We start from the raw sequence: 25,531 nt of genomic DNA, 5'->3' as shown, positions 1-25,531 counted from the left end.
ATGGTCAAAAAAGTTTTTGATGCTATTTTAATATTTTGCATGATTGTATCTCTTTTTTTATTCATACTTCTTACAAGTTTACAGCATGTGGCTTTTGACATTAATTTTTACAAAGCCGAATTTGATAAGAACAAAATAGCAGTGATAACAGGTATGGACATGGATGACCTTTTAAAAGTTATTACAACAATGCAAAATTATTTAAAAGGGAAAGAAAAAACCTTGGATATTGAAATGAAAATTTCTGGCAGCTATCAAAGAATGTTTAATGATAAGGAATTAGCCCATATGGAAGATGTGAAAAATTTATTTCATATAGGCTTTTTGGTAAAAGACTTTTCAATGGTGATTTTTATTTTGTTGTTTATATATTTTCTTTTAACAAAATCACTTTATAAAGTTTCAGACTATATATTAAGAGGTTTAATAGGTATATACGTTTTTTTGGGATTGTTTGCTTTGGCAATGTTAATTGATTTTGATAAGTGGTTTACTGATTTTCACCTTATGTTTTTTGACAATGATTTGTGGCAATTAGATGTTGCTAAAGATAGGTTAATACAAATGTTTCCTTTAGAATTTTTTCAGGATGCAGTATTTTTAACTTTAAGAAATGCTACTTTATCAATTTTAGCTATATCTTTTATTGCTTATATAATAAAAAATAGCAAAAAGACCAGTTTAAATAGGACTTTTTGCTATACGCATAATTTGTTTTCTTCTTCTAATAGTGATTCTAATTCTTCTTTTGTGATGATTTCCTTCGCTAAAAGCCTTTCAGCAATGAGAGTAATTTTATGTTTATTTTCCATGAGTATTTTTTTTGCGGATACATAACAATTATTTATAATTTTGTTAACTTCTTTATCTATTATTTCTGTGGATTTCAGCATGTGTATATCAAAAACTCTGTTTCCTAATTCACTCATTCCGTAATTGCACACCATTTGGTAAGCAATTTTTGTCGCTTCTTTTAAGTCATTTTCTGCTCCTGTTGATATTTCGTTGAATATTATTTCTTCTGCAGCTCTTCCACCTAACAGCATGATGATTTTGTTTTTTAATTCAGTCTTTGTGAGTAAGAAAGAATCGTCTTTTGGGAAGTTTAAAACATATCCTAATGTTTGTCCCCTTGGGACAATTGAGATTTTTTCAACGGTATTTACATTTAAAATTTTTCCTATAAGCGCATGTCCTGCTTCGTGATATGCGGCAATTGTTCGTTCTTTTTCTAAAACGGATGGATATTTCTTTTTAAGGCCTGCAATTACCCTTTCTAGTGCTTCGTCAAATTCTTCTTTTCCAATTTTGTTTTTGTTTCTCATAACAGCAAGTATTGCTGCTTCGTTACACATGGTGGCTAAATGGGCTCCTGTCATGCCGTGGGTTTTTCTGGCAAGCTCGCTTAAAGAGACGCTTTCGTCGAGGGGTTTATTTCGCGTATGTACTTTTAGTATTTCTAATCTTGCCTTCATGTTAGGATTTCCAATGTGTATTGTTCTGTCAAATCGTCCCGGTCTTAATAAAGCTTCGTCCAGCATGTCAAGCCTATTTGTGGCTCCTATCACTATAATCCCTTCATTGCTGTTAAATCCGTCCATTTCCACTAATAGCTGATTTAACGTTTGGTCTTTTTCTGAATTATTGTCTGTATTTCTCTTTGTGCCAACAGCATCTATTTCATCTATAAAGATGATGCTGGGAGCACTTTTTTTGGCTTTTGCGAATAGAGCTCTTATGCGACTGGCACCTACTCCGACGTATTTTTCCACAAATTCTGAACCTGACGCACTTATAAACGTCGAATTTGTTTCACCTGCTAATGCTGTAGCGAGCAAGGTTTTCCCTGTGCCAGGAGGACCGTAAAACAGAATACCTTTGGGGATTTTTGCTCCCATTTTATTGTATTTTTCTGTGTTTGTCATAAAGTCAATTATTACTTTTAATTCGTCAATAACTTCGTCTAATCCTGCTACATCTTTGAAGGTAATGTTGGTTTTGCGACTATTAGGGTCTTCTTTTAGTTCTACTGTGTTATTGTAATTTACAGGCATAAGCTCAGAAAATCTGTTTTTAAGTAACAAATAGCTTATAGCGATTACAGCTATAGTAAAAATGATGGAAAAATTGAAGTTAGAATTTGTTTTTGTATTTGATAAAAAGATATATGCAAAGAATATATTTACGAAAATGGAAATTGACAAAATAAGAATGTGGACATTTTTTTTCATAATTCTCGCCCCCGCTTTTATTCTGAATGTAGTTTTTGCTTCTTGATGCAATTTATTCGCTGATTAAAAAGGTATAAAAAATGATTTTGAAGGCAAAAATGTAAAATAAATCAACAATTGGAGGTTGTAATATGCAAGGATATATGGGAATAGATGTAGGCTCTGTAAGCACCAATATAGCTGTTATAGATGAAAATAATAAAGTAATAGAATCTGTTTACATAAGGACACAAGGGCAGCCCATCAAAGCAGTACAAAATGCTTTAAAAGAAATAAAAAATAAAATGGGAGATATTGTCATAAAAGGAATAGGTACGACAGGAAGTGCAAGGCAATTGACAGGTTTAATGGTGGGAGCGGATATTGTTAAAAACGAAATTACAGCTCATGCAATAGCAGCTTCTAATGTAATAAAGGATGTTCGAACTGTAATAGAAATTGGAGGGCAGGATTCAAAAATCATAATTTTAAGAGATGGGGTTGTAGTAGATTTTGCGATGAACACAGTGTGTGCAGCAGGAACTGGCTCTTTTCTTGACCAACAAGCTTATAGGCTAAATATACCCATAGAGGAGTTTGGAGATATAGCTTTACAGTCTAAAAGTCCTGTGAGAATTGCGGGAAGATGTAGCGTTTTTGCGGAATCTGATATGATTCACAAACAACAAATGGGCTATTCACTGCCTGACATAATTAGCGGCTTGTGTGAGGCTCTTGTACGAAATTACTTAAACAATGTAGGAAAAGGAAAGGACATAAGAGAGCCAATTGTTTTTCAAGGCGGTGTGGCGGCGAATAAAGGAATTAAAGCAGCGTTTGAAAAAGCATTAGGCATGAAGGTTTATGTGCCTGAGCATTATGGAGTAATGGGGGCTATTGGAGCAGCGATACTTGCAAAAGAGGCTGTAAAAGAGAAGGGATATACCTCTTTTAAAGGGTTTGAAGTCAGTGATTTTAAATACCGCGCTGTGGGTTTTGAATGTACAGATTGTCCCAATCGCTGTGAGGTTGTAGAATTTATACAGGGTGATGAAGTAATCTCCAGATGGGGAGATAAATGCGGAAAATGGTCAAACAGCACCAGTAAAACGATATGTGCAAATACAGCAAGTTAAAAAAGATAAAGAGTCAGCTTGTAAACAAAGTCTTTTTTAAAAAGTCTCCGCTTTTATGCGCAAGGTTGCATCGCGGGAGTATCTTAAGTGTGTTTTGGTGAAGTTTTGGAAAAGCAGCTTCCCATAAGCAGTCTTAAAACGTGTACTAACTTGAAAGATTTATATTCAACTCGAAAGATAAATTGCCTTTCATGGGAGAAAGAAAGCGAATTCGGAAGCTGCCCAAAGGAAGCCATAGACACGACTTAGATACGGGAGCCTGCACCTAAGCATAAAAGCAGAAGACTTTATTTGTAATATAAAGGTTTGTCAACAAACTAAAGAGTGCTTTTTCGCACTCTTATATTTCAATTTCAATATTGTCTCCCGGCTTTAATACATCAGTATAAGAGGCCCGTTTTCCATTGAGTTTCATTTCGGGTACTTTGTTGTTTTCAATTTTTAAATCTACAAAATTGAATATATCTACAAAAAGATATTCTTCTTTCCCTTTTAAAGTAACTTCTTTACCGTTTACTGTAACTGTAAAGCTGGGCATTCCTTCTTTTATTACTACTTCATCGCCGTCGTTTATCTCATAGTCTAAATTTACCCTCTTGTTGTTTACATAAATTATACCACCTTTTTGCTGTTTAAGCAATTCTCTCGCAGTCAAAGATGCATCTTCTCCTTTTATTCCTTTTATGATTGTAATTTTATCTCCCTCTTTTACAGGAGTTTTTAAATTTGCCAATGCGTTATTTACGTATATTTGAGATGGTGTACCGTCTTTTCCTTTTATTGTAATACTTTTTCCGTTGAGGGTGAAGGTTAAGTCTTTACCTTTTTGTGCAATTAAACTTTTTGGGTCATAGTTTATGGTGAGGAGTATGTCCATTACATTGGGGTTTTTTATGTTAAAAATTTTGACAGGTTCATTTTCTACAAATACTTTTATAAAATCTTTTCTTTTATTTATCATTGCAGAGTACCCAATTCCTATAGGAGTGATACTTTCAGGTCCCTTTAATTTTTTACCTTTGTACTCTAAAACTTCTATCGATTTGGCGTCTCTTACAGAGACTCTGTTTACAGGAAGCTTTAATATTGAAGCTATTTCTTCAGGTAAATGGGGAAGATTACTGCTTCCACCCACTAAAAAAACTGCCGATGGGCTTTTGCCGTTGTATTTTACAATTTCATCGCATATTTTTTGGGCTAATGTTTTGATTTGAGGCATGATAACTTCAACAACTTCATCTCTTGTTACTTTATGTTCTATATTGAGGATATCTTTAAATTTTATTTCGCTTTTTGTGCTCTTTTTTATTTTCTCAGCAGTATTAAAATCAGTAAGGTAATGGGTAGCAATGCTTTCTGTGATTTCGTCTCCTGCATAAGGCACCATAGAATATGCGATTATATTTCCTTCTTTTGATATAGCGATATCAGAAGTACCAGCACCTATATCGACAAGAGCGATATTTAACATTCGGATTTCAGGCTTTATGGCGACATTTATTGCTGCAATAGGTTCTAACGTGATGTAAGAAACTTCAAGGCCTGCGTTTTTTACTGCAGCATAAAGACCTTCAACAACGTCATAAGGCAAAAAAGTTGCCAAAATTTCAACTGCTATTTCATGTCCTTTATGCCCTTTTAAATTAGTGATAGGCAAACCATTTAAGTAATAATTAGAGACTGTGTAGCCAACAGTATGGTATTTTGTAAGTCCTGATTGAGAGATGACGGCATTTTGTGCGATTTCAAGAGCTTCTAATTCTAAATTATTTATATCTTCTATTGTTATTTCATGTTCTTCTTCAATATTTTTTTCTGCTCTTGCAAGTTGAGTTTTTAAAGACCTTCCTGCTGCAGCAATGCATACTTCTCTTAATTTTATGTTCAAAGAATTTTCAAGTTTTTCTTTTATTTTCACAATGACATTAGCAACTTTATCTATATCATGAACTTGTCCGTCAAACATCACCCTATTTTCATGTTCCATTTGTTCGACAGCAAGTACACTGAATTTGCCGTTGTTTCCAACACCTACTATTCCAACTACTACCCTTGTGCCAATGTCAAGGGCAAAGATGATATCATTGCTGTTCATTGTGTAACCCCCAAAAATTTTATTGTTTATAATTATTATACATTTTCACACATTATTTCGGAAGGGTTTTGAAATAAGTTTAGCTGTGATTTATAACTTTAAATATTTATTAAAAAATTTAAAGAAAAGATAAAATTCCTTTCGTTGAAAGAAGAAACTTTCAGTGGTACAATTTCTCTTGTCAATATAAGAAATGGGGGAATGCTTATGCGGAAAGTTACTGTTTATTTGATGGTGTTTATTTTTCTTTTATCTGTTGCTTTATCAGGATGCAGTTCTAAAACACAACAAAACAGTGCAAATCAGGAAGATAAAAAACAAGTTTTAAGGTTGAATCTTGGTGAAGAACCTCCTCGTTTAGATCCTCAAACGACAACAGATGGGGTTTCATTCCAGGTGCTTAATGCTGTGCTTGAAGGTTTAGTAAGACTTGGACCAGACGAAAAACCCCAAAAAGGTTCAGGTTTAGCTAAAGATTGGAAAATATCAGAAGATGGCTTACATTATACCTTTTATTTAAAAGATAATATTTATTGGAGTGATGGCAATCCTATAACAGCATATGATTTTGAATATTCTTGGAAGAGAGCGTTAGACCCAAAAACCGCTTCAGATTATGCTTACATAATGTTCCCTATTAAAAATGCTGAAAAATATAATGCGGGAAAAGTCACCGCTGATGAAGTAGGTGTAAAGGCATTAGATGATAAAACACTGCAAGTGGATTTAGAGGCGCCCACCCCGTATTTTTTAAGTTTGACAGCTTTTGTAACATATTTTCCACTCGAAAAATCTTTTGTAGAAAAAGTGGGAGACAAACTGGCAACAACTCCAGATACCCTTGTATACAGCGGACCTTTTATATTAAAAGAATGGAATCATGAACAAAACATTGTATTAGTGAAAAATGATAAATATTGGGATAAGGATAATGTTAAATTGGATGAAATAGATTTTGATATGATAAAGGACATGAATACTGTGGCACAAAATTTTGATGCAGGCCAATATGATGTGATTAGTGTTACTGGAGATTATGTAGAAAAATATAAAGATAAAGTTCAAATACATCCCAATGGTTTTACGTATTTTTTGGCATTTAACACTAAAAATCCAGTATTTAAGAATGAAAATATAAGGAAAGCTTTTGGTTTGTCGATAAGCAGAAAAGAATTAACAGAAAATGTATTAAAAGACGGTTCTTTTCCTGCTTATGGATTTGTACCATACGGGATTCCAGGCGAAAATGGAGAATTTAGAAAAGAAGTAGGGGATTTGTTTAAAGAAGATGTACAAAAGGCGAAAGAGCTACTGGCAAAAGGCATGAAAGAGTTAAATATAACCACTTTGCCCAGGATTGTATTAATAGCAGATGATACAGATGTTGCAAAAAGAGAGTCCCAAGCTATTCAAGAGTTCTGGAAGAAAAATTTGGGTATTAATGTTGAATTGCAAAATGTACCTTTTAAGATAAGGCTTCAAATGTATTCTCAGGGACAATTTGATGTTATGCTGACGAGATGGGGCGCCGATTACAATGACCCGATGACATTTTTGGATTTGTGGGTTACACAAACAAGCGGTCAGCCAAATCGCGTATTTTATTCAAATTCCGAATATGACAAATTGATTCAGCAAGCAAAACAAACAAATGACAATAAAATTAGAATGGAAAACATGAAAAAGGCTGAAAAAATTCTGATGGAGGAAATGCCAATTTCTCCGTTGTTCTTTTCAGCTACCGCATATGTACAGCAGGATTACATAAAAGGCATAGTAAGACATGCAGTTGGTGTGGATAACGATTGGAAGTGGACGTATATAGAAAAATAAAGGCATTATGAATACAAAAAAGATTGCTTTTAAGGCGAGAAATCGCCTTGTTTTTTTAGTATTGTGGAAAATTGACATTGCGGATATAATTGAAAAAGAGGTGAAAAAGAAATGGATATATTTATAGAAAAACTTATAAAAAGGCAGAAAACTCTAAAAGACGCACTATTTAGTATTGGTGTCATACTGGCTACTTTTGTAATTGTCTTTTTAGTGATACCTGTAATACCAATAGTAAGAAATTTTTGGATTTTCTTTTTGCTTTTATTTGGATATATTGCTTATTATTTAATAAGGTCGAGAAATATTGAATTTGAATATGCACTTACAAACAGCGATTTTGACGTGGATAAAATAATAGACCAAAAAAGAAGAAAGCCTATTTTAAGTATAGATTGCAGAAACTTTGAGATTGTAGCAAAAGTCAACAGTGATAAATTTACAAACGATATAAAAAACATCAAAAATCGAATTGAAGCAGTAAGTTCTATGTCTTCTCCCAATGTGTATTTTGCAGTTTTTGAAAATAAAGGAGTAAAGACTGTTTTGTTTTTTGAGCCAGACGAAAAAATGCTTGATGCTATGTGGCGATATATACCGAGGAAACTTTTTAAGTGAACTGTGAAAGGAAGGATGAAAATGATTAAAGCAGTTATTTTTGACATGGATGGAGTAATTATTGACAGCGAGCCTCTGCACATTAAATTAGAAGGAGAGCTTTTTAAAAAATTAGGAGTTGAGGTGAGTGAAGAAGAACATTTGAGTTTTGTAGGGTCTTCTTCCTATTACATGTGGAGTAAAATCAAAGAAAAATTTAATCTTCCATACAGCGTTGAAGAACTTGTAGAGATGGATAGAAAAAGATATTTAGAATATGTACTGAATACTGGCGAAATAATTCCTGTTAAAGGGATAAAAGAAGCAGTAGAGATACTTTTTGCCAATGAGTATAAACTTGCAGTCGCCTCTTCTTCGCCGATTGATGTTATTCAGTTGGTTGTAAAAAAATTGAGGATTGATAAATATTTTGAAGTACTGATAAGCGGAGACTATGTCAAGAACAGTAAACCAGAGCCAGATATATTTTTATACACAGCAGATAAATTGGGGGTAAAACCACATGAGTGTGTCGTTATTGAAGACTCCCACAACGGAGTTCAAGGAGCGAAAAAAGCGGGAATGAAAGTTATAGGTTTTAAAAATCCGAATTCGGGGAATCAGGACTTATCAGCAGCAGATTCTATAATAGATTCTTTTGATACAGGTCTATTGGAACTTATAGATAAATTGGAAGCTAAAGAAGATGCTTTCAAAAGCTAATAAAAAATAAATGGTGCGCCTGACAGGAATCGAACCTGCGACCTCCCGGTTCGGAGCCGAACGCTCTATCCACTGAGCTACAGGCGCACGCTTTACACATAAAAGTTTACTATGAAATAAAGAGTATGTCAAATAAATTTGATATTTACAAAACATAGTGGTAAAATAATATTTGGAAACAATAAACAAAGGAGGAGTGACAGATGCAGAGTGTCAGTATCGAAGCTGTAAAAAGAGATACTGGAAAGAATGCAGCTCGGAGATTGAAGAAACAAGGCTATGTCCCTGCTATTCTATACGGCAAGGATATGGCGGAGAGCATTCCTTTGGCAGTTGAATATAACAAGCTTCAAAGGTTGCTACAAAAACATGGAAGGAATGTCCTCCTCAATGTGATTGTGAACGGAACCACTCACAATGCGATTATTAAAGAAATACAAGAGGATACTTTAAAGGGCAAAATAATTCACGTAGATTTCCAGAGAGTATCAATGTATGAAGAAATTGAAGCTACTGTACCTCTCAAGTTTGAGGGTGCGGGACTTGTTGAAAGCAGAGGCGGAATTGTACAGCATCAACTTTGGGAGTTAACGATAGAAAGCTTGCCTGATAAGATTCCTCAAGAAATTACTGTGGACTTAAGCAAGTTGGAAATAGGAGATACTCTCTTTGTAAGAGATATTCAAGTGCCTGAAGGAGTAAAAGTTATTGATGACCCGGATGAAGTTGTGGTATCTGTCCTTGCACCAAAAGAAACTGAGGAAGAAGAAGCAGCAGAAGAGACTACTGAAACAACAAAGGAAAGTGAACAATAAAAAAGAGAGGGAGATTTTATCCCTCTCTTTTTAATAATTGGCTATTTTCCTTTTTTCATTGCTTAACCTTTCCGGGATTACGTCATTTCGTATGAGGTCTTCATAAGTTTCTCTTGCGACGATTATATCAGCATGGCCATTGTAAACTAATACGGCTGCGGGACGTGGGAGCCTATTATAATTGCTGGCCATTGAATAGTTATAAGCGCCAGTGCAAGTTACAGCTAAAATATCTCCTTCTTCAATTTTTGGTAATGTTATGTCCCAAATTAACATATCCCCAGATTCGCACAATTTCCCAGCTATTGATACTTTTTCTGATTTAATATTTTTGGCTTTGTTTGCTACAATAGCGTCGTATTTTGCACCGTATAAGGCAGTGCGTATATTGTCAGACATTCCTCCATCTACTGATACATATTTTCTAACTCCTGGTATGTCTTTTATTGCTCCTACTGTGTAAAGAGTAGTTCCAGCATTTCCTATTATAGAACGACCTGGCTCTACAATTATGTTTGGCATTTTTATATTTAAAGCAACGGAATATTCCTTTACTGCTTGCATTATTTCTTGTGCTATTTGTTCGATTGGCTGGGGATCGTCCTCTTCTACATATGCTATTCCAAAACCTCCACCTAAATCTAGTTCCCCTACTTCCCAACCTAAAAATTCTTTTACTAATTTTAAGAAATTCATCATAATTTCTATTTCAGCTTTATAAGATTCTGCATCAAAAATCTGAGAACCGATATGAGAATGTAGACCTACTATATTTACATTTTCCAAAGTTAAAGCATATTCTATGGCTCTCATTGCGTCTCCATTAAAAAGAGGGAAGCCAAATTTTGAATCTATTTGCCCTGTTTTTACATATTGGTGAGTATGAGCTTCTACACCAGGAGATACGCGTATATAGATATTAGGCACTTTGTTCATCATTCTTGCTAAATCATTTAACATGTTGAGTTCATACCAGTTGTCTACAATGATTCTTCCGATGTCATTTTCTAAGGCCATTATAAGTTCTTCTTTTGATTTGTTATTTCCGTGCAAATATATTTTTTCAGCCGGAAATCCTGCTTTTAAAGCAGTGTATAATTCGCCACCTGAAACTACATCAAGGCCTAAATTTTCTTCTTCTATTATTTTACATATTGCCATTGTCATAAAAGCTTTGCTGGCGTATATCACTTCATTTCCCGGATAATTTTTTTTAAAACCGTTGTAAAAGGCTCTGCAATTTTGTCTTAAAAGTTCTTCATCTATGACATACAGAGGTGTACCAAATTTATTAGCAAGGGTTACAGTATCACATCCGCCTATTTCCAAATGACCTTTTGAGTTTATTCTCATTGTTCCATGTAACATCCTATCAACCTCGTTTACTTTAATAATTTAAATTAAGAAACCGAAAAACAAAATAAAATACAGCCAAGTATTACTCAGCTGTCTAATTTGCACATAGACATGGTAATACCTCCTTCCCCCTATAGCGAGATAGCTCTTCACTGAAGGCTCGGGAAACCTACAGTGACAGTCCTATACCTGTTCGGCATAGGCCCAGCTGCGTAAACTTTAAGGAATTTACGCGCTTCGGCGAGCATCCCTTTCATATACCTTCATCAGCCCTTAAATACCTCCGGTATACTACTCTTGATGACCCGCGCCTCTACCTCACCTTCAAAGAAGATGAGGTACTATTCAATTTTATTTTTTTATATAATATCATTTATGAAAATAGCTGTCAACACTTTTCAGAAAAATTTTTAGGAATAGTTAATAAAATAAATGGGCAAAGTAAATATGGGGTGTTGTATATGCCGTGGATAGTAACTTTTGTAATTTCGTGGATAATTCTATTTGCTTTGGTAGATTTAAAATCTTTAAAATACACAATATGGAGTGGCTTTTTGGCTTCTGCCTTTCAGCTTATTGTTGACGGAATTGCTATTCACCTTAATCTTTACAGTTTCTCGAACGTTGTAGTGAGAATTTTTGATTCAAGTTTATTTTTTTCTTTAGGAGCACCTTTTTGCATAGGAATATTATATGCACAGACATATCCTAAAAGTAATTTTTTTCGCCTCATAAATGTTTTTGTGTCGACGGCATTGTTTTTTGTGATGGAGTATTCGTTAATTTATGTAGGTGTATTGAAATATATACACTGGCATTATTTGTATAGTTTAGTTGTGGATTTAGCAGCTCTTTTGTCATTGGGGAATCTTATAACTATATTCAGATTATCTCCTTGGATGAGGAGGTAAAATCAGTGAAATATTGCATTTTCACTGCAATAATGATTGCAGACGGCATATTGGTTTTCCTTTGGTATAGATTTCTAAATAAAATGCAAAAAGATGAATCATAAGGGAAAAATTACTTAACTTTGTATGAATATTGTACAAAAATTTATATTAAATATCATGTTTATTGCCTATAGGAAAGTTGAAAAAATGGTATTATAATAAAAGCATCAAACATTCTAACAGGGGGAATTTTGAAAATGGCTGATGTTGTACTCAAACATGTTTACAAAGTCTATCCAGGCGGTGTTACCGCAGTTAAAGATTTCAACCTTGAAATTGCAGACAAAGAATTTATAGTCTTGGTAGGTCCCTCCGGTTGCGGAAAGTCAACGACATTAAGAATGGTAGCAGGACTTGAAGAGATTACAAGTGGTGAACTTTATATTGATGGTAAACTTGTAAATGAGGTTCCGCCAAAGGATAGGGACATTGCGATGGTGTTCCAAAACTATGCGCTTTATCCTCACATGACAGTGTACGACAATATGGCGTTTGGACTTAAACTTAGGAAGGTTCCGAAAGCAGAAATTGATAGAAAGGTAAGAGAAGCAGCACGAATTTTGGGAATAGAGGAGTATTTAAACAGAAAGCCAAAAGCTTTGTCAGGTGGACAAAGACAAAGAGTTGCATTGGGACGCGCTATTGTGCGCAATCCTAAGGTGTTCCTCATGGATGAGCCTTTGTCAAACTTAGACGCAAAATTGAGGGTTCAAATGAGAACTGAGTTGGCAAAACTTCACGACAGATTGCAGACGACTTTTATATATGTTACCCACGACCAGACAGAAGCTATGACAATGGGGTCAAGAATTGTTGTCATGAAAGACGGTGTCATCCAGCAAGTGGATAAGCCACAAACTATTTACGATTATCCAAATAATCTCTTTGTTGCGGGATTTATTGGAAGTCCACAGATGAACTTTATCGATGCAAGATTGGAAAATAGGGACGGAAAAGTATATGCTACTTTCAAAGGATTCAGTATATTGGTGCCAGAAGGAATTTTAAAGAGATTGAAAGACCCAAGCTATGTGGGAAAAGAAATTGTGTTGGGAATAAGGCCGGAAGATTTACATGATGAACAGGTCTTTTTAGAGGCTTATCCAGAAAGTGTAGTTGAGGCAAAAGTAGAAGTTACAGAGCTAATGGGTGCAGAGACATATCTCTATCTTGACGTAAGAGGTGTTTCACTGACAGCGAGAGTAGATCCAAGAACTACTGCAAGAGCAGGAGATGTGATAAAGATAGGCTTTGACGTTAACAAGTTGCACATGTTTGACAAAGAAACAGAAATGACAATTTTGAATAGAACTGTAAGTTAAGGCGGATTATTCCGCCTTTTTCATGTTTTGCTTTGTGAAGATGTCGTTTTTTGCATGTCAAAATACCACATAAAATTACATTTACCTATTATTTCTTCTATAAAATATTGTATAATTATTGTATACTAAAAGGTAAGGTGGTATTATCATGATAAGTTACGACCTTGTAAAAAGAATTGCACAGGATATTCAAAAAAATATACAAATGCCGTTATATATAATAGATAGGTCAGGAAATTTAATCTATGGAAATGGAGATTTTTTTGAAAAAAAAGCAGGATTTTTGGATGCAAAAATAGAATATAAGTATGAAAGAGATACATATGAAATAAACGGTTTTACATTTTATAACATATTCTACGAGGATGTGCCAGCTTTTGTTATTTCTTTGGAAGGAAATGACAAAGAGACAAAAAGGTTAATTTACCTTATAGCTATAATTTTTGAACAGTTATTGGATCGATACAGCAAAGAAAAATTTTTGATTGATGCATTGGCAGGTAAATTAGAGAAAAATACAGTGAGATGTTATGCTGATAGGTATAAACTAAACAAAAAATCCAAATACATTGTTATTATAGTGGAGTCAAATAACGAAATTGAGGATGCGATAAAAATAGTCACCAATATTTTTAACAAAACATATCTCCACATTGTGAAGATTGACAACAGAAGATTTGTTGTTATATTTCCCTATAAAGAAAGTATCAGTTTGTTAGAATCGTATAAAACTATAAAAGACATGATAGAATCAGAAGGCTATATTAAAGTGAAAATTGCCAGTTCTTCTTCTTTGGTATCAATAGAGGATATTGATAGAGCCTATAAAGAAGCTGAAGTTGCTTTAACATTGGGGCAAAAGTTGGACAACGAAAAGGGAATATATATTTACGACAATTACGCTTTTGCAGAATTGTTGTGGGGAATTGATATAAATAAAGTTAAAAATTTTATAAGTAAAAAAGAAATTGATTTTAACATTTTTAAAGATGAGGAATTGGTACAAACTTTAAATGCCTTTTTTAAAAACAGTCTCAACTTGAGTGAAACTTCGAGAGAACTTTATATTCACAGAAATACTCTCGTGTACAGGCTTGATAAAATATTTAAAATGACAGGGCTAGATCCCAAAAAGTTCGATGATGCGCTCATGCTAAAGACAATCATGATTTTGACCAAATTATACGATATTTCGGGGTGAGGAGATTTGATTAAATTTATAAATGTTTCTAAAACATATAATAAAGATATTATCGCACTGTCCAATGTAAGCTTTGAAATTGAAAACGGAGAGTTTGTGTTTATCGTTGGACCCAGCGGTGCAGGCAAATCTACTTTGATTAAATTGTTGTTAAAAGAGGAAGAGCCTACGACTGGTACTATCATAATAAATAAAAAAGACATAACAAAGCTGAAGAGGCGAGAAATACCTTATTTAAGAAGAAGTATGGGGGTAGTTTTTCAGGATTTTAGGCTGCTTCCCAATAAAACAGTTTTTGAGAATGTCGCTTTTGCCATGGAAATAGTAGGAGCCTCTCATAAAGAAATAAGGAGAAGAGTTCCAATGGTGTTGTCGCTAGTTGGGCTTAGTGACAAAGCGGACAATTATCCGCAGCAATTATCTGGGGGAGAGCAGCAAAGAGTTTCTCTGGCGAGAGCTATTGTAAATGAGCCTTCTATTCTCATAGCCGACGAGCCCACAGGTAATCTTGATCCGGATACTTCCTGGGAAATTGTAAAACTTATTTCTGAAATAAATAAAAGAGGTACTACTGTAGTGATGGCGACCCATGCTAAAGACATTGTAGATGCCATGAAAAAGAGAGTAATAGCATTGGAAAAAGGCAATATGGTAAGAGATGAAGTAAGGGGTGCGTACGATTATGCTCTTTAGAAATTTTAAATACTTTTTTAAAGAAAGTTTTAGTAATTTGACGAGGAACAGACTCATGACAGTGGCTTCTATAACTTCTGTAATGGCGGCTTTACTCATTTTGGGTTTATTCCTTGTAATTGTGCTAAATGTTGATACAATGGCTAATCAAGTAGAGTCTCAGTTGGAACTAAAGGCTTTTTTAAAAGATGACCTTACAAAAGAGCAGATTGACAGAATAGGTAGTGATATAAAATCGTTGGAAGGCGTGACTTCTGTCACTTTTGAGTCTAAAAAACAAGCACTCGAAAATTTTAAAAGGCAATTAGGTGACAAAAGTTATTTGGTTGATGGTTTGGAAAAAGACAATCCACTGCCACAATCTTATATAGTAAAAGTAAAAGATGCCAACATGATGAAGGATATCTCGAAAGAGATAAAGCAAATAAATGGCGTTGATAAAGTAAGCTATGGACAAGATGTGGTGGAAAAGCTCCTTGGGATTATAAAGATAATAAGGATTGTAGGACTTTCAGTGATACTTATTCTCTTTATAATTTCAATTGTTATAATTTCCAACACCATAAAATTAGGGGTTTTTGCCAGAAGAAGAGAGATAAATATAATGAAATACATTGGAGCTACTGATTGGTTTATAAGATGGCCTTTTTTAATTGAAGGTGTAATACTGGGACTATTAGGGGCTTTACTTTCTGTCACAATATTGGCTGTGCTTTACGGCTATGCAGTAAATCTTGTCAATAATAGATTGATTGTTTTTGAACTATTGCCTTTAGACAAAATATTGGGAGATATCACTCTGTACTTTTCTGTAATTGGTGCTATTATTGGAGCATTAGGAAGTATCATTTCCATTAAACGGTTCTTAAATGTTTAAAAAAGTAAGAAGGGGGAACTCTGTCTTGAAAAAGGATAGATTAAAATGGCTTATATTTGCAGTTGCATTTGCCGTTTCTACGCTTTTTATGACATATCCCAGAGCCGACCAGCTTCAAGACGCTAAAAACAAGTTAAACAAAATACAAAAATCCATAAATGAAACGAAAAAGAAAAAGGATGAAATAATTAATCAAAAAAAAGATATAGCAGCCCAAATAAAGGAGTTAGACAATAAACTTAACGCTACAGCTGTTGAATTGGCAAACGCTCAAAAGAGGTTGGATGATATTACTGCAAAACTCAACAAGACAAGAGAAGAATTGGAAACAGCTAAAAAAATAGAGAATACCCAGCTCCAGACTATGAAAGAGCGTATAAGGGCGATGTACATAAGCGGTGAGTGGGGATATTTAGATGTACTTTTAAGTTCTAAAAGTTTTGGAGATTTTATAACCAGACTTGACATTGTAAAAAGGATAGTGGACTTTGATGTTAATTTGTTTGATTCATATAAAAAACAAAGAGAACTTATTCAACAAAAGGAAAAAGAGTTAGCTCAAATGAAAGTTGAGGCGGAAAATTATAAAAATCAAATAGCTTTACGCCAAAGAGATTTGCAAGTTGCTATGGTATCAAGACAAGGGTTAATGAGAGACTTAGAAAGGCAGCAAAAATTGTATGAACAGCAGGAAGATGAATTATTGAGACAATCCCAACAGTTAGAAAAAGTTATACAGGAATTACAGGCAAAATCAAAGCTTAAATATACAGGTGGAAAACTTTTATGGCCTGTTCCCTCCAGTGATGCCATAACGTCTCCTTTTGGGATGAGATATCATCCTATACTTCAGCAAAACAGAATGCACACAGGTATTGATATTGCGGCTAAAACAGGTGATCCAATAGTTGCTGCAGCAGATGGACAAGTTATTTTCGCAGGATATTATGGTGGATATGGCTATGCAATAATTATAGACCATGGAGATGAAATATCAACATTGTACGCTCATAATTCTGTTCTTTTAGTAAAAGAAGGAGATACTGTGAAAAGAGGTCAAGTCATTGCTAAAGCAGGAAGTACAGGGCTATCTACAGGTCCGCATCTTCACTTTGAGGTTCGTAAAAACGGTGTTCCGGTCAATCCGACAGACTGGTTAAAATAACCGGTCTGTTTTTTTTATTTCAGGAATGTTGTATAATAAATAAGAACATATATATAATTTAAGAGACTAATAAAAGGTGGGGAAATCATGGCAAAGAAAAAATTTTATGCTTTAATAGTGGTACTTCTCTTAGTGACAAATATTATAACTTTTACAGTTGCCAACGTAGTATCAGTTGTTCTTCCAAATGGGAAGGTTATTGTTCCTCGTGAAGAGTACCAACTGATGAAGGAGTACAGTAAGCTTTTTGATATCAGACAAATTCTCATTAACAGATATGTAGATAAAACAGATCCCTCTAAGCTTTTAGATGGTGCTTTGAAGGGAATGGCAAGTTCTTTAGGAGATCCTTATACTGTATATATGGATAAAAAGGAATTTTCAGACTTTATGACACAGACTACAGGTACTTATGGGGGCATAGGAATTGTTGTAGCAGTAGACAAGGAGGACCACATTGTAGTAGTTTCTCCAATAAAAAATACACCTGGTGAGAGAGCAGGAATCAAATCTGGTGATATAATAGTGGAAGTTAACAATAAAAAAGTGAGTGGTAAAAATTTGGATGAAGCAGTTTCAATAATGAAGGGGCCACAGGGTACAAAAGTTACTCTTACAATAATGAGGGATGGCAAAACATTTACCAAGACTATTACGAGGGAAATAATAAAACTGGAAACTGTTTACGAGGATATGTTGCCTGACAAAATTGGATATATTAAAATTACTATGTTTGATCAAAGTACTTCTAATGACTTTAAATCAGCTCTTAACAAATTAAAGTCACAAGGAATGAAAGGACTTATAATAGATTTGAGAGACAATCCCGGAGGACTTTTAGAAGAGTGTGTAAATATCGCGAATATGCTTTTGCCCAAAGGAGTTATTGTAACTACCAAAGGAAGAATTGACAGTCAAGAATATTATTCAAAAGGACCCGGTTTGGGAATGCCCCTTGCTGTACTTGTAAACAAGGGAAGTGCCAGTGCTTCTGAAATTTTAGCTGGAGCGATAAAGGATAGAAAAGCAGGAGTTTTGGTAGGAACTACTACTTTTGGAAAAGGACTTGTCCAAACTGTGGTTGACTTTAAGGATGGAACAGGGTTAAAATATACTGTTGCAAAGTATTACACTCCTAATGGCACTAATATACAGGGAAAAGGCATTGAACCTAATTATGTTGTTGAACTTCCTTCAGATTATACTCCTAAGGATACACTGGATTTAAAAGGTGATACTCAACTTATTAAGGCTTTTGAAATAATAAAAAGAGAGATAAAGTAAGGTGTGAAAATGGTAGCGTTTATTCAAGTTTTTTGGATGACTTTAAAAACTATAGCTTTGTCCATATTTACCCCCTTTTTCTGGGTAGTAATAGTTTTAGTAGTTATGCAATACAGAAACAAAATTGCAATTGAAAGGCAAATAATGGGTCAGGAACAAGAACCAATGAAGGAATTGGTTCTTGATTCCGTCTTTTACGGCGTGATTGCTGCATTAATTGGCAGTCTTTTGATAATATTTTTGGGGATAACAATAGAAAACGTAGGGCTTCAGTATGTATGGCCTTTGGCTATAGTGTTAATGTTTGTCAATCCTAGATATATTTGTTTTTCTTATGCAGGAGGAATAGTTTCCCTATCCAGCTTGATTTTTGGATTTCCTAGTATAAGTGTTCCTGCACTTATGTCTATTGTAGGTATTCTTCATTTGATGGAAAGCCTTTTAATATATATAGATGGTCCAAGGAATACCACTCCTATCTTTGTAAGGCTTAAGGATGGGCGAGTGGCAGGAGGCTTTACTATGCAAAAATTTTGGCCTATTCCTTTTGCTGCATTAACTATTGCTACTGGGATAACAATAACGGGACAGGGAGTAAATATGCCAGATTGGTGGCCCATTATCAAACCGGCTGGAATTGATTTAAATAATGCAATTTTTTTAATTATGCCAGGTATTGCAGCTTTAGGATACGGAGATTTAGCTTTAACACAACTTCCAGAAAAGAAAACGCGAATTTCTTCTATACGTTTATTTTTCTTTAGTATAGTTTTGATTATATTGGCGATATTAGGAATCTATATTAAATTATTTCAATATTTAGCAGCTATTTTTGCTCCAGTGGCTCATGAGCTTTTAATTTTAATAGGCCAAAGAGAAGAAAGGGAAAATCCACCTCTTTTTGTAGCGCCAGATACAGGAGTGATGATTTTAGCGACAGCAAAAGGTTCTCCCGCTAGAGAAATGGGAATTAAACCGGGGGATGTAATATTAAAAATTAATGATATTCCTATTAATGAGCCAGATGATATAATACGAATACTCAATGAACGGCCTTCTGTGATGTGGATCACTGTAAAAGATTTAAATGGTAATTACACTAACTATGAATATAAGGATCCACAGGGAATTTTGGGATTAGGAGTTTTAATAGTGCCAAAGGCAACTTCTATGATTTATGAAATCAATGAGGGGGGAATATTTATAAAAAAACTAAAAGAAATATTTAAAAACATCTTTAAGAAAAACAAATAAGGAGGCAAAGTGTGTGTTTTTACAAACTTTTGAAACATATAATTCTATTAATGAAAGAGAATTAAAAGACAAAAATGTCGTTGTAATAGATACTTTACGGGCGACAAGTGTTATTACTACTGCTTTGTACAACGGAGCTAAAGAGATTATTCCAGTTTCAGAAGTAGAAGAAGCGATCGAACTTGTAAAAAGTTTAGATAAAAAAACTTATCTTTTAGCTGGGGAAAGAAACTCTACAAAGATTGAAGGCTTTGACCTATCTAATTCTCCTTTAGAGTATACTCGTGAAAAAGTAGAGAATAAAACGATAATTTTTACTACTACTAATGGAACAAAAGCTTTAAAAAAAGTCTCTTTAGCAGATAATGTAATTTTAGGGTGCCTTTTAAACGCTTCTGCTGTTGCTGACTACATTTTTAAAGAGGGGAAAGATACTATAATAGTGTGTGCGGGTACAGAAGGTAAATTTTCTTTTGATGATATAATAACTGCAGGAGTGATATACAAGAAGTTAAGCGATTTAATGGAATTTGAGAGTGATGATTTGTCAAAAGCCAGCTATTTTTTGTACAAACCCTATGAGGAAAATTTGTACGAGGTTATGAAACATGGATATCATTTTAAAAGGTTGAAAGAATTAGGTTACGATGAAGACATTGACTTTTGTTTGACTGTGGATAAATTTTGTATAGTCCCAAAACTTATAAATGGAGTTATAAGAAAGTCGGAAGACTTGTAGTGCTGACCTCTGGATATATTTGTATCGACAAAAGGGGTATGTTATAATAAAAAATAGAAAAAGCGAAGAGGGTAGTTTGAGATGGATGGATTTAAGCTGGTTTCTAATTTTAAGCCGAGAGGTGACCAACCTCAAGCCATAGAAAAATTAGTTGAGGGAGTAAAGGCAGGATTTAGGTTTCAAACTTTATTAGGAGTTACCGGTTCAGGCAAGACTTTTACTATGGCGAATATAATACAAAAATTAAACAAACCTACCCTTGTAATTGCTCACAACAAAACACTGGCAGCTCAGCTTTGCAGCGAATTTAGGGAATTTTTTCCAGAGAATGCTGTAGAGTATTTTGTCAGCTATTATGACTATTATCAACCAGAGGCTTATATACCGCAGACAGATACTTATATTGAGAAAGACGCTTCTATAAATGAAGAGATAGATAAGTTAAGGCATTCTGCTACAGCAGCTCTTTTTGAACGCAGAGATGTCATAATTGTTGCCAGTGTTTCTTGCATATATGGTTTAGGAGACCCTATTGATTATGAAAATCTCATGCTTTCTCTAAGGCCAGGAATGATAAAAGACAGAGATGAAATAGTCAGAAAACTTGTAGATATACAGTATGAAAGAAATGATGTGAATTTTACAAGGGGCAAATTCAGGGTAAGAGGAGATGTAATAGAAATTTTTCCTGCTTCTTCTTCCAATAAAGCTATAAGAGTAGAGCTTTTTGGTGATGAAATCGAAAGAATAGCGGAAATTGATGTGGTGACAGGAGAAGTATTAGGTTTTAGAAATCACGTGGCTATATTTCCTGCTTCCCACTATGCCACTTCCAGAGACAAACTGGAAAGAGCAATAAAAAGCATCCGAGAAGAACTGGAGCAAAGGTATAAAGAACTTAAAGATGCTGGCAAAATTGTAGAGGCTGAAAGATTAAGGCAGAGGACGAACTATGACCTGGAAATGCTTCAAGAAATGGGTTACTGCCAAGGCATAGAAAATTATTCGAGACATATTTCAGGAAGGACTCCAGGAAGTCCCCCTTATACGCTTTTGGATTATTTTTCCAAAGACTTTCTCATCTTTATAGATGAGTCCCATGTGACAATTCCTCAAATTCGAGGTATGTACAATGGAGACAGGTCCAGAAAAGAAGCGTTAGTAGAATATGGCTTTAGGCTTCCTTCTGCTTTTGACAATCGCCCTCTTACCTTTGAAGAATTTGAACAAAGGATAAATCAGGTTATATTTGTTTCTGCAACGCCAGGACCTTACGAGCTTAAACATTCAGAGCAAGTTGTTGAGCAGATAATAAGGCCGACAGGACTTGTAGATCCAGAAGTAATAGTAAGACCGGTTAAAGGCCAAGTTGATGACTTAATAGGAGAAATTAGAAAAACTGTTGATGCAGGTTTCAGAGTACTTGTGACGACTCTTACAAAGAAAATGGCAGAGGATTTAACAGATTATCTAAAGGATATGGGAATAAAAGTAAAATACTTGCATTCAGATATTGAAACTATAGAAAGAATGGAGATAATAAGGGATTTGAGATTGGGTAAATTCGATGTTTTAATAGGCATAAACCTTTTAAGAGAAGGTTTAGATATACCAGAGGTGGCTTTAGTGGCAATATTAGATGCTGACAAAGAAGGATTTTTGCGCTCAGAAACGTCATTAATACAGACTATAGGCCGTGCTGCAAGAAATGCTCAAGGAAGAGTTATAATGTATGCCGACGCTATAACTAATTCTATGAAAAGGGCAATTGATGAAACAAACAGAAGAAGAAGAATACAGATGGAATATAACAAAAAGCATGGAATAACGCCAAAGACAATAATAAAAGGTGTGAGAGACATTATTGAAGCTACCCATGTTGCAGAAGAAAAATATGAATACAAAGCAAAGAAAGCAAAAACGTATAACCCTGAGACTATTAAGTCAACGATAGAGCAACTTGAAAAGGAAATGAAAGAAGCTGCTATCGAATTGCAGTTTGAAAAAGCTGCAAAATTGAGAGATATGATTTTTGAGTTGAAGAAACAATTGGAGGAAGTAGTTTGAGGTGGAATGATGGCAAAGGACAAAATTGTAATCAAGGGTGCAAGAGTTCACAATTTAAAGAATATAGACGTAGAAATACCCCGGGATAAGCTCGTGGTCATAACAGGCTTATCAGGTTCTGGGAAGTCCTCCCTTGCTTTTGATACCATTTATGCCGAAGGTCAGAGGAGATATGTGGAGTCTTTGTCTGCTTATGCAAGGCAATTTTTAGGACAAATGGATAAACCAGACGTTGATTATATAGAAGGACTTTCACCGGCAATATCTATAGACCAAAAGACCACAAATAAAAACCCTCGTTCTACTGTAGGTACGATAACTGAGATTTACGACTATCTAAGACTTTTATATGCAAGGGCTGGGATCCCCCATTGTCCTGTTTGCGGAAAAGAGATTAGCATGCAAACTATAGATCAGATGGTTGACAGAGTCAAAGAATTGCCAGAAAGTACAAGGATACAGGTACTAGCTCCTGTTATTAGAGGAAGAAAAGGGGAATATGCTAAACTTTTAAATGATATAAAAAAGAGTGGATATGTCAGGGTAAAAATTGATGGGGTCATGTACGATGTAAATGAGGAGATTAAGCTTGACAAAAATAAAAAGCATACTATTGAAGTCGTAGTAGATAGGATTATTATAAAACCGGGAATTGACATGAGGCTGACGGATTCTATAGAAACAGCTTTAAAATTAGCAGATGGGATAGTTACTATTGATGTAATAGACGGAGAAAGCTTTACACTCTCTGAAAAATACGCTTGTACAGAGTGCAACATAAGTATTGAGGAGCTTTCTCCGAGAATGTTTTCCTTCAATAGCCCTTATGGGGCTTGTCCTGTTTGCACTGGATTGGGAGAATTTATGAAGGTAGATCCAGAGCTTTTAATACAAGACCCTAAAAAATCATTAGCAAATGGGTTGTTGCCGGGGATTGTTGCTTCACAGGATAGTTATGCTTATTACAACATTTTAAGATTGATTGAACATTTTGGATATACAGAGAATACTCCTTATGAAAAGTTTAGTGAAGATTTAAAAAATGTACTGCTTTATGGCAAAGATACAAAAGGAAAGTCCTATGGATTTGAAGGGATAGTAAACAATCTTGAAAGAAGGTACAACAATACTTCTTCAGATTTTATAAAAGAAGAGATAGAAAAGTATATGAGACCGGTTACTTGTCCTGCATGCCATGGAGCAAGATTAAAGCCAGAAGCGTTAGCTGTGACTGTTGGTGGACTTTCCATAAAAGAAATGACAGACCTTTCTGTTGGCGAGCTTATAAAATTTATTGACCAACTCAAATTAACAGAAAGACATGAGATTATTGCAAAGCCAATTTTAAATGAAATAAAAGCAAGGCTTAGTTTTCTTGTAGATGTAGGCCTTGATTATTTGACTCTGTCAAGGCCCGCAGCTACTTTATCAGGTGGAGAAGCACAAAGGATAAGATTGGCAAGTCAGATAGGTTCTGGACTTGTAGGAGTCACATATATCCTGGACGAACCCAGCATTGGACTTCATCAAAGAGATAATGAAAGACTTATAAATTCCTTGAAAAAATTAAGAGACCAAGGCAATACTCTTATAGTAGTAGAGCACGACGAGGATACAATATATGCGGCAGACTACATTGTGGATGTAGGACCAGGTGCAGGTGAGCATGGAGGAGAAATTGTAGTTGCGGGTACGATAGAAGATGTGTTAAAATGTGAAAAGTCAATTACAGGACAGTATTTAAGTGGCAAAATAAAGATAGAAGTGCCAAAACAGAGGAGAAAACCTAATGGAAAAGCTTTAATAGTGAAAGGAGCTAAGGAAAACAATTTAAAAAATATAGATGTGGTTTTCCCTCTTGGAGTATTTATATGCGTTACAGGGGTTTCTGGCTCAGGCAAAAGCACCCTTATAAATGAGATACTGTACAAAGCATTGGCACAGAAGATTTATAAGTCCAAAGATAAACCAGGTATGCACGATGCAATAGAGGGTATCGATAATATAGATAAAGTAATAAATATTGACCAGTCTCCTATAGGCAGGACTCCTCGCTCAAATCCTGCTACATATACAGGAGTTTTCGACTATATAAGAGAGGTTTTTGCAAATACCCCAGAAGCTAAAATGAGAGGCTATAAACCAGGGAGATTTAGTTTTAACGTTAAAGGTGGAAGGTGTGAAGCCTGTGGAGGAGATGGTATAATTAAAATTGAGATGAACTTTTTGCCGGATGTGTATGTCCCTTGTGAAGTGTGCAAGGGTCAAAGGTATAATAGGGAAACATTGGAAGTAAAATATAAAGGAAAAAATATTTCGGATGTACTTAATATGACGGTAGAAGAAGCGTTAGTGTTTTTTGAAAATATACCTAGGATAAAAAATAAATTGATGACTTTGTATGATGTAGGACTAGGATATATTAAACTAGGGCAACCTTCTACTCAGCTTTCAGGAGGAGAAGCCCAAAGAGTAAAATTAGCTACTGAACTTTCTAAAAGACCTACAGGTAAGACATTATATATTTTGGATGAGCCTACAACTGGATTACATTTTGCAGATGTGCATAGGCTTCTTGATGTTTTAAATAGATTAACTGATGCAGGTAACACTGTTATTGTAATTGAACACAACTTAGATGTCATAAAAAGTGCAGACTATATTATTGACTTAGGACCAGAAGGTGGAGACAAAGGTGGAATGGTAATAGCTACAGGGACACCTGAGGAAATTGCTGCTAATGAGAATTCTTATACTGGATGGTTTTTGAAAAAAGTCCTTTCTCAAAAATGAGGTGAATTTATGTATTATGCCATAGCTTCTCAGATATTAAAATATGTCCTTATTTTTCTCATCTACCTGTTTTTATACAGGGTTTTTAAAATAGTGTATATGGACATAAAAGGGGCAAGATATGAGAGGCAAATAACCTCTGCAAAACTTTCTTTTTTAAATGGAGAAAGGACTTTTAATCTTTTTGAAGTTACTACTATAGGAAGGTCGGAGGAATGTGATATAGTAATTGAAAGCCCTTATGTGTCTGCACGGCATGCTATCATACGAAAGAGGGGCAAAAGGTTTTATATACAAGATTTAAACAGTACAAATGGCACTTTTGTAAATGGTAAGAGAATAAAAAGAATTGCCAAAATAACAAATAATGATGTAATTACTTTAGGAGATGTTGAACTCAAATTTATTTTATAGGGTG

At 34.7% G+C, this 25,531-nt stretch carries 20 protein-coding genes, 1 tRNA gene, 1 pseudogene and 1 riboswitch; of the genes and pseudogenes, 18 read left to right on the top strand and 4 right to left on the bottom strand.

Annotated features, from left to right (window positions below; all coding sequences use genetic code 11):
- Positions 1-663 (top strand): annotated as a pseudogene (locus TKV_RS12485) (TIGR01906 family membrane protein); the annotation flags it as partial.
- A gap of 35 nt (positions 664-698) precedes the next feature.
- Here TKV_RS12485 and TKV_RS08845 read toward each other — a convergent pair.
- On the bottom strand, positions 699-2,231 hold the full coding sequence (locus tag TKV_RS08845; protein WP_049685625.1) for an ATP-dependent metallopeptidase FtsH/Yme1/Tma family protein: 1,533 nt from the start codon (positions 2,229-2,231) through the stop codon (positions 699-701).
- Positions 2,232-2,362: 131 nt separating this feature from the next.
- Between TKV_RS08845 and TKV_RS08840 the strand changes: the two genes are divergently transcribed.
- Complete coding sequence (locus tag TKV_RS08840; RefSeq protein ID WP_049685624.1) at positions 2,363-3,346, top strand: acyl-CoA dehydratase activase; 984 nt, start codon at positions 2,363-2,365, stop codon at positions 3,344-3,346.
- 340 nt (positions 3,347-3,686) lie between these two features.
- On the opposite strand, the gene TKV_RS08835 is transcribed toward TKV_RS08840, so the two are convergent.
- A complete protein-coding gene (locus tag TKV_RS08835; RefSeq protein WP_049685623.1) occupies positions 3,687-5,441 on the bottom strand; it encodes a cell division FtsA domain-containing protein in 1,755 nt (584 codons plus the stop codon).
- Between the two features lie 201 nt (positions 5,442-5,642).
- On the opposite strand from TKV_RS08835, the gene TKV_RS08830 reads away from it, so the two are divergent.
- From TKV_RS08830 to TKV_RS08820, 3 genes are all read left to right on the top strand, one after another.
- On the top strand, positions 5,643-7,274 hold the full coding sequence (locus tag TKV_RS08830) for a peptide ABC transporter substrate-binding protein (protein WP_415853213.1): 1,632 nt from the start codon (positions 5,643-5,645) through the stop codon (positions 7,272-7,274).
- Positions 7,275-7,385: 111 nt separating this feature from the next.
- Complete coding sequence (locus tag TKV_RS08825; protein WP_049685621.1) at positions 7,386-7,892, top strand: hypothetical protein; 507 nt, start codon at positions 7,386-7,388, stop codon at positions 7,890-7,892.
- A 21-nt stretch (positions 7,893-7,913) separates the two neighbouring features.
- Complete coding sequence (locus tag TKV_RS08820; protein WP_049685620.1) at positions 7,914-8,594, top strand: HAD family hydrolase; 681 nt, start codon at positions 7,914-7,916, stop codon at positions 8,592-8,594.
- Positions 8,595-8,605: 11 nt separating this feature from the next.
- On the opposite strand, the gene TKV_RS08815 is transcribed toward TKV_RS08820, so the two are convergent.
- Positions 8,606-8,681: transfer RNA gene (locus tag TKV_RS08815), tRNA-Arg, on the bottom strand.
- 116 nt (positions 8,682-8,797) lie between these two features.
- Here TKV_RS08815 and TKV_RS08810 point away from each other — a divergent pair.
- On the top strand, positions 8,798-9,409 hold the full coding sequence (locus TKV_RS08810) for a 50S ribosomal protein L25/general stress protein Ctc (RefSeq protein WP_049685619.1): 612 nt from the start codon (positions 8,798-8,800) through the stop codon (positions 9,407-9,409).
- A 30-nt stretch (positions 9,410-9,439) separates the two neighbouring features.
- On the opposite strand, the gene lysA is transcribed toward TKV_RS08810, so the two are convergent.
- On the bottom strand, positions 9,440-10,777 hold the full coding sequence (gene lysA / locus TKV_RS08805) for a diaminopimelate decarboxylase (RefSeq protein WP_049685618.1): 1,338 nt from the start codon (positions 10,775-10,777) through the stop codon (positions 9,440-9,442).
- Between the two features lie 122 nt (positions 10,778-10,899).
- Positions 10,900-11,089: riboswitch (Lysine riboswitch) on the bottom strand.
- A gap of 137 nt (positions 11,090-11,226) precedes the next feature.
- Here lysA and TKV_RS08800 point away from each other — a divergent pair.
- The 12 genes from TKV_RS08800 to TKV_RS08745 all read left to right on the top strand — a co-directional run bounded on the left by TKV_RS08800 (position 11,227) and on the right by TKV_RS08745 (position 25,527).
- On the top strand, positions 11,227-11,676 hold the full coding sequence (locus TKV_RS08800) for a hypothetical protein (RefSeq protein WP_049685617.1): 450 nt from the start codon (positions 11,227-11,229) through the stop codon (positions 11,674-11,676).
- 239 nt (positions 11,677-11,915) lie between these two features.
- Positions 11,916-13,040, top strand: coding sequence for an ABC transporter ATP-binding protein (locus TKV_RS08795; RefSeq protein ID WP_049685616.1), 1,125 nt, complete (start codon positions 11,916-11,918; stop codon positions 13,038-13,040).
- A 148-nt stretch (positions 13,041-13,188) separates the two neighbouring features.
- Positions 13,189-14,241 (top strand): PucR family transcriptional regulator, encoded by a 1,053-nt coding sequence (locus TKV_RS08790; RefSeq protein ID WP_049685615.1) that lies wholly within the window; start codon positions 13,189-13,191, stop codon positions 14,239-14,241.
- 6 nt (positions 14,242-14,247) lie between these two features.
- A complete protein-coding gene (gene ftsE, locus TKV_RS08785) occupies positions 14,248-14,934 on the top strand; it encodes a cell division ATP-binding protein FtsE (protein WP_049685614.1) in 687 nt (228 codons plus the stop codon).
- On the top strand, positions 14,912-15,811 hold the full coding sequence (ftsX, locus tag TKV_RS08780; RefSeq protein ID WP_236617238.1) for a permease-like cell division protein FtsX: 900 nt from the start codon (positions 14,912-14,914) through the stop codon (positions 15,809-15,811). Before ftsE ends, ftsX begins: the two co-directional genes overlap by 23 nt.
- 25 nt (positions 15,812-15,836) lie before the next feature.
- Positions 15,837-16,976, top strand: coding sequence for a murein hydrolase activator EnvC family protein (locus TKV_RS08775; protein ID WP_049685612.1), 1,140 nt, complete (start codon positions 15,837-15,839; stop codon positions 16,974-16,976).
- Between the two features lie 87 nt (positions 16,977-17,063).
- Positions 17,064-18,260, top strand: coding sequence for a S41 family peptidase (locus TKV_RS08770; RefSeq protein ID WP_049685611.1), 1,197 nt, complete (start codon positions 17,064-17,066; stop codon positions 18,258-18,260).
- Between the two features lie 9 nt (positions 18,261-18,269).
- Positions 18,270-19,514, top strand: coding sequence for a PDZ domain-containing protein (locus TKV_RS08765; protein ID WP_049685610.1), 1,245 nt, complete (start codon positions 18,270-18,272; stop codon positions 19,512-19,514).
- Between the two features lie 13 nt (positions 19,515-19,527).
- A complete protein-coding gene (locus TKV_RS08760; RefSeq protein ID WP_049685609.1) occupies positions 19,528-20,253 on the top strand; it encodes a 2-phosphosulfolactate phosphatase family protein in 726 nt (241 codons plus the stop codon).
- An 81-nt stretch (positions 20,254-20,334) separates the two neighbouring features.
- Entirely contained in the window at positions 20,335-22,320 is a 1,986-nt protein-coding gene (uvrB, locus tag TKV_RS08755; RefSeq protein WP_049685608.1) for an excinuclease ABC subunit UvrB, read from the top strand.
- A gap of 9 nt (positions 22,321-22,329) precedes the next feature.
- Positions 22,330-25,113 (top strand): excinuclease ABC subunit UvrA, encoded by a 2,784-nt coding sequence (uvrA, locus tag TKV_RS08750; protein WP_049685607.1) that lies wholly within the window; start codon positions 22,330-22,332, stop codon positions 25,111-25,113.
- 9 nt (positions 25,114-25,122) lie between these two features.
- Positions 25,123-25,527, top strand: coding sequence for an FHA domain-containing protein (locus tag TKV_RS08745; RefSeq protein WP_003869421.1), 405 nt, complete (start codon positions 25,123-25,125; stop codon positions 25,525-25,527).
- The last annotated feature ends 4 nt before the right edge of the window (positions 25,528-25,531 follow it).

The organism is Thermoanaerobacter kivui (assembly GCF_000763575.1).
In the GTDB taxonomy this organism is placed as follows: domain Bacteria; phylum Bacillota; class Thermoanaerobacteria; order Thermoanaerobacterales; family Thermoanaerobacteraceae; genus Thermoanaerobacter; species Thermoanaerobacter kivui.
This window is presented reverse-complemented; position numbering and strand designations above follow the sequence as displayed.

Excerpts from the sequence above, each read along its gene's own strand:
- lysA (WP_049685618.1), bottom strand. The coding sequence starts at position 10,777 with ATGTTACATGGAACAATGAGAATAAACTCAAAAGGTCATTTGGAAATA.
- TKV_RS08810 (WP_049685619.1), top strand. The coding sequence starts at position 8,798 with ATGCAGAGTGTCAGTATCGAAGCTGTAAAAAGAGATACTGGAAAGAAT.
- TKV_RS08830 (WP_415853213.1), top strand. The coding sequence starts at position 5,643 with ATGCTTATGCGGAAAGTTACTGTTTATTTGATGGTGTTTATTTTTCTT.
- TKV_RS08770 (WP_049685611.1), top strand. The coding sequence starts at position 17,064 with ATGGCAAAGAAAAAATTTTATGCTTTAATAGTGGTACTTCTCTTAGTG.
- TKV_RS08845 (WP_049685625.1), bottom strand. The coding sequence starts at position 2,231 with ATGAAAAAAAATGTCCACATTCTTATTTTGTCAATTTCCATTTTCGTA.
- TKV_RS08745 (WP_003869421.1), top strand. The coding sequence starts at position 25,123 with ATGTATTATGCCATAGCTTCTCAGATATTAAAATATGTCCTTATTTTT.
- TKV_RS08835 (WP_049685623.1), bottom strand. The coding sequence starts at position 5,441 with ATGAACAGCAATGATATCATCTTTGCCCTTGACATTGGCACAAGGGTA.
- TKV_RS08790 (WP_049685615.1), top strand. The coding sequence starts at position 13,189 with ATGATAAGTTACGACCTTGTAAAAAGAATTGCACAGGATATTCAAAAA.
- uvrA (WP_049685607.1), top strand. The coding sequence starts at position 22,330 with ATGGCAAAGGACAAAATTGTAATCAAGGGTGCAAGAGTTCACAATTTA.
- TKV_RS08800 (WP_049685617.1), top strand. The coding sequence starts at position 11,227 with ATGCCGTGGATAGTAACTTTTGTAATTTCGTGGATAATTCTATTTGCT.
- TKV_RS08820 (WP_049685620.1), top strand. The coding sequence starts at position 7,914 with ATGATTAAAGCAGTTATTTTTGACATGGATGGAGTAATTATTGACAGC.
- uvrB (WP_049685608.1), top strand. The coding sequence starts at position 20,335 with ATGGATGGATTTAAGCTGGTTTCTAATTTTAAGCCGAGAGGTGACCAA.
- TKV_RS08825 (WP_049685621.1), top strand. The coding sequence starts at position 7,386 with ATGGATATATTTATAGAAAAACTTATAAAAAGGCAGAAAACTCTAAAA.
- TKV_RS08765 (WP_049685610.1), top strand. The coding sequence starts at position 18,270 with ATGGTAGCGTTTATTCAAGTTTTTTGGATGACTTTAAAAACTATAGCT.
- TKV_RS08840 (WP_049685624.1), top strand. The coding sequence starts at position 2,363 with ATGCAAGGATATATGGGAATAGATGTAGGCTCTGTAAGCACCAATATA.
- TKV_RS08795 (WP_049685616.1), top strand. The coding sequence starts at position 11,916 with ATGGCTGATGTTGTACTCAAACATGTTTACAAAGTCTATCCAGGCGGT.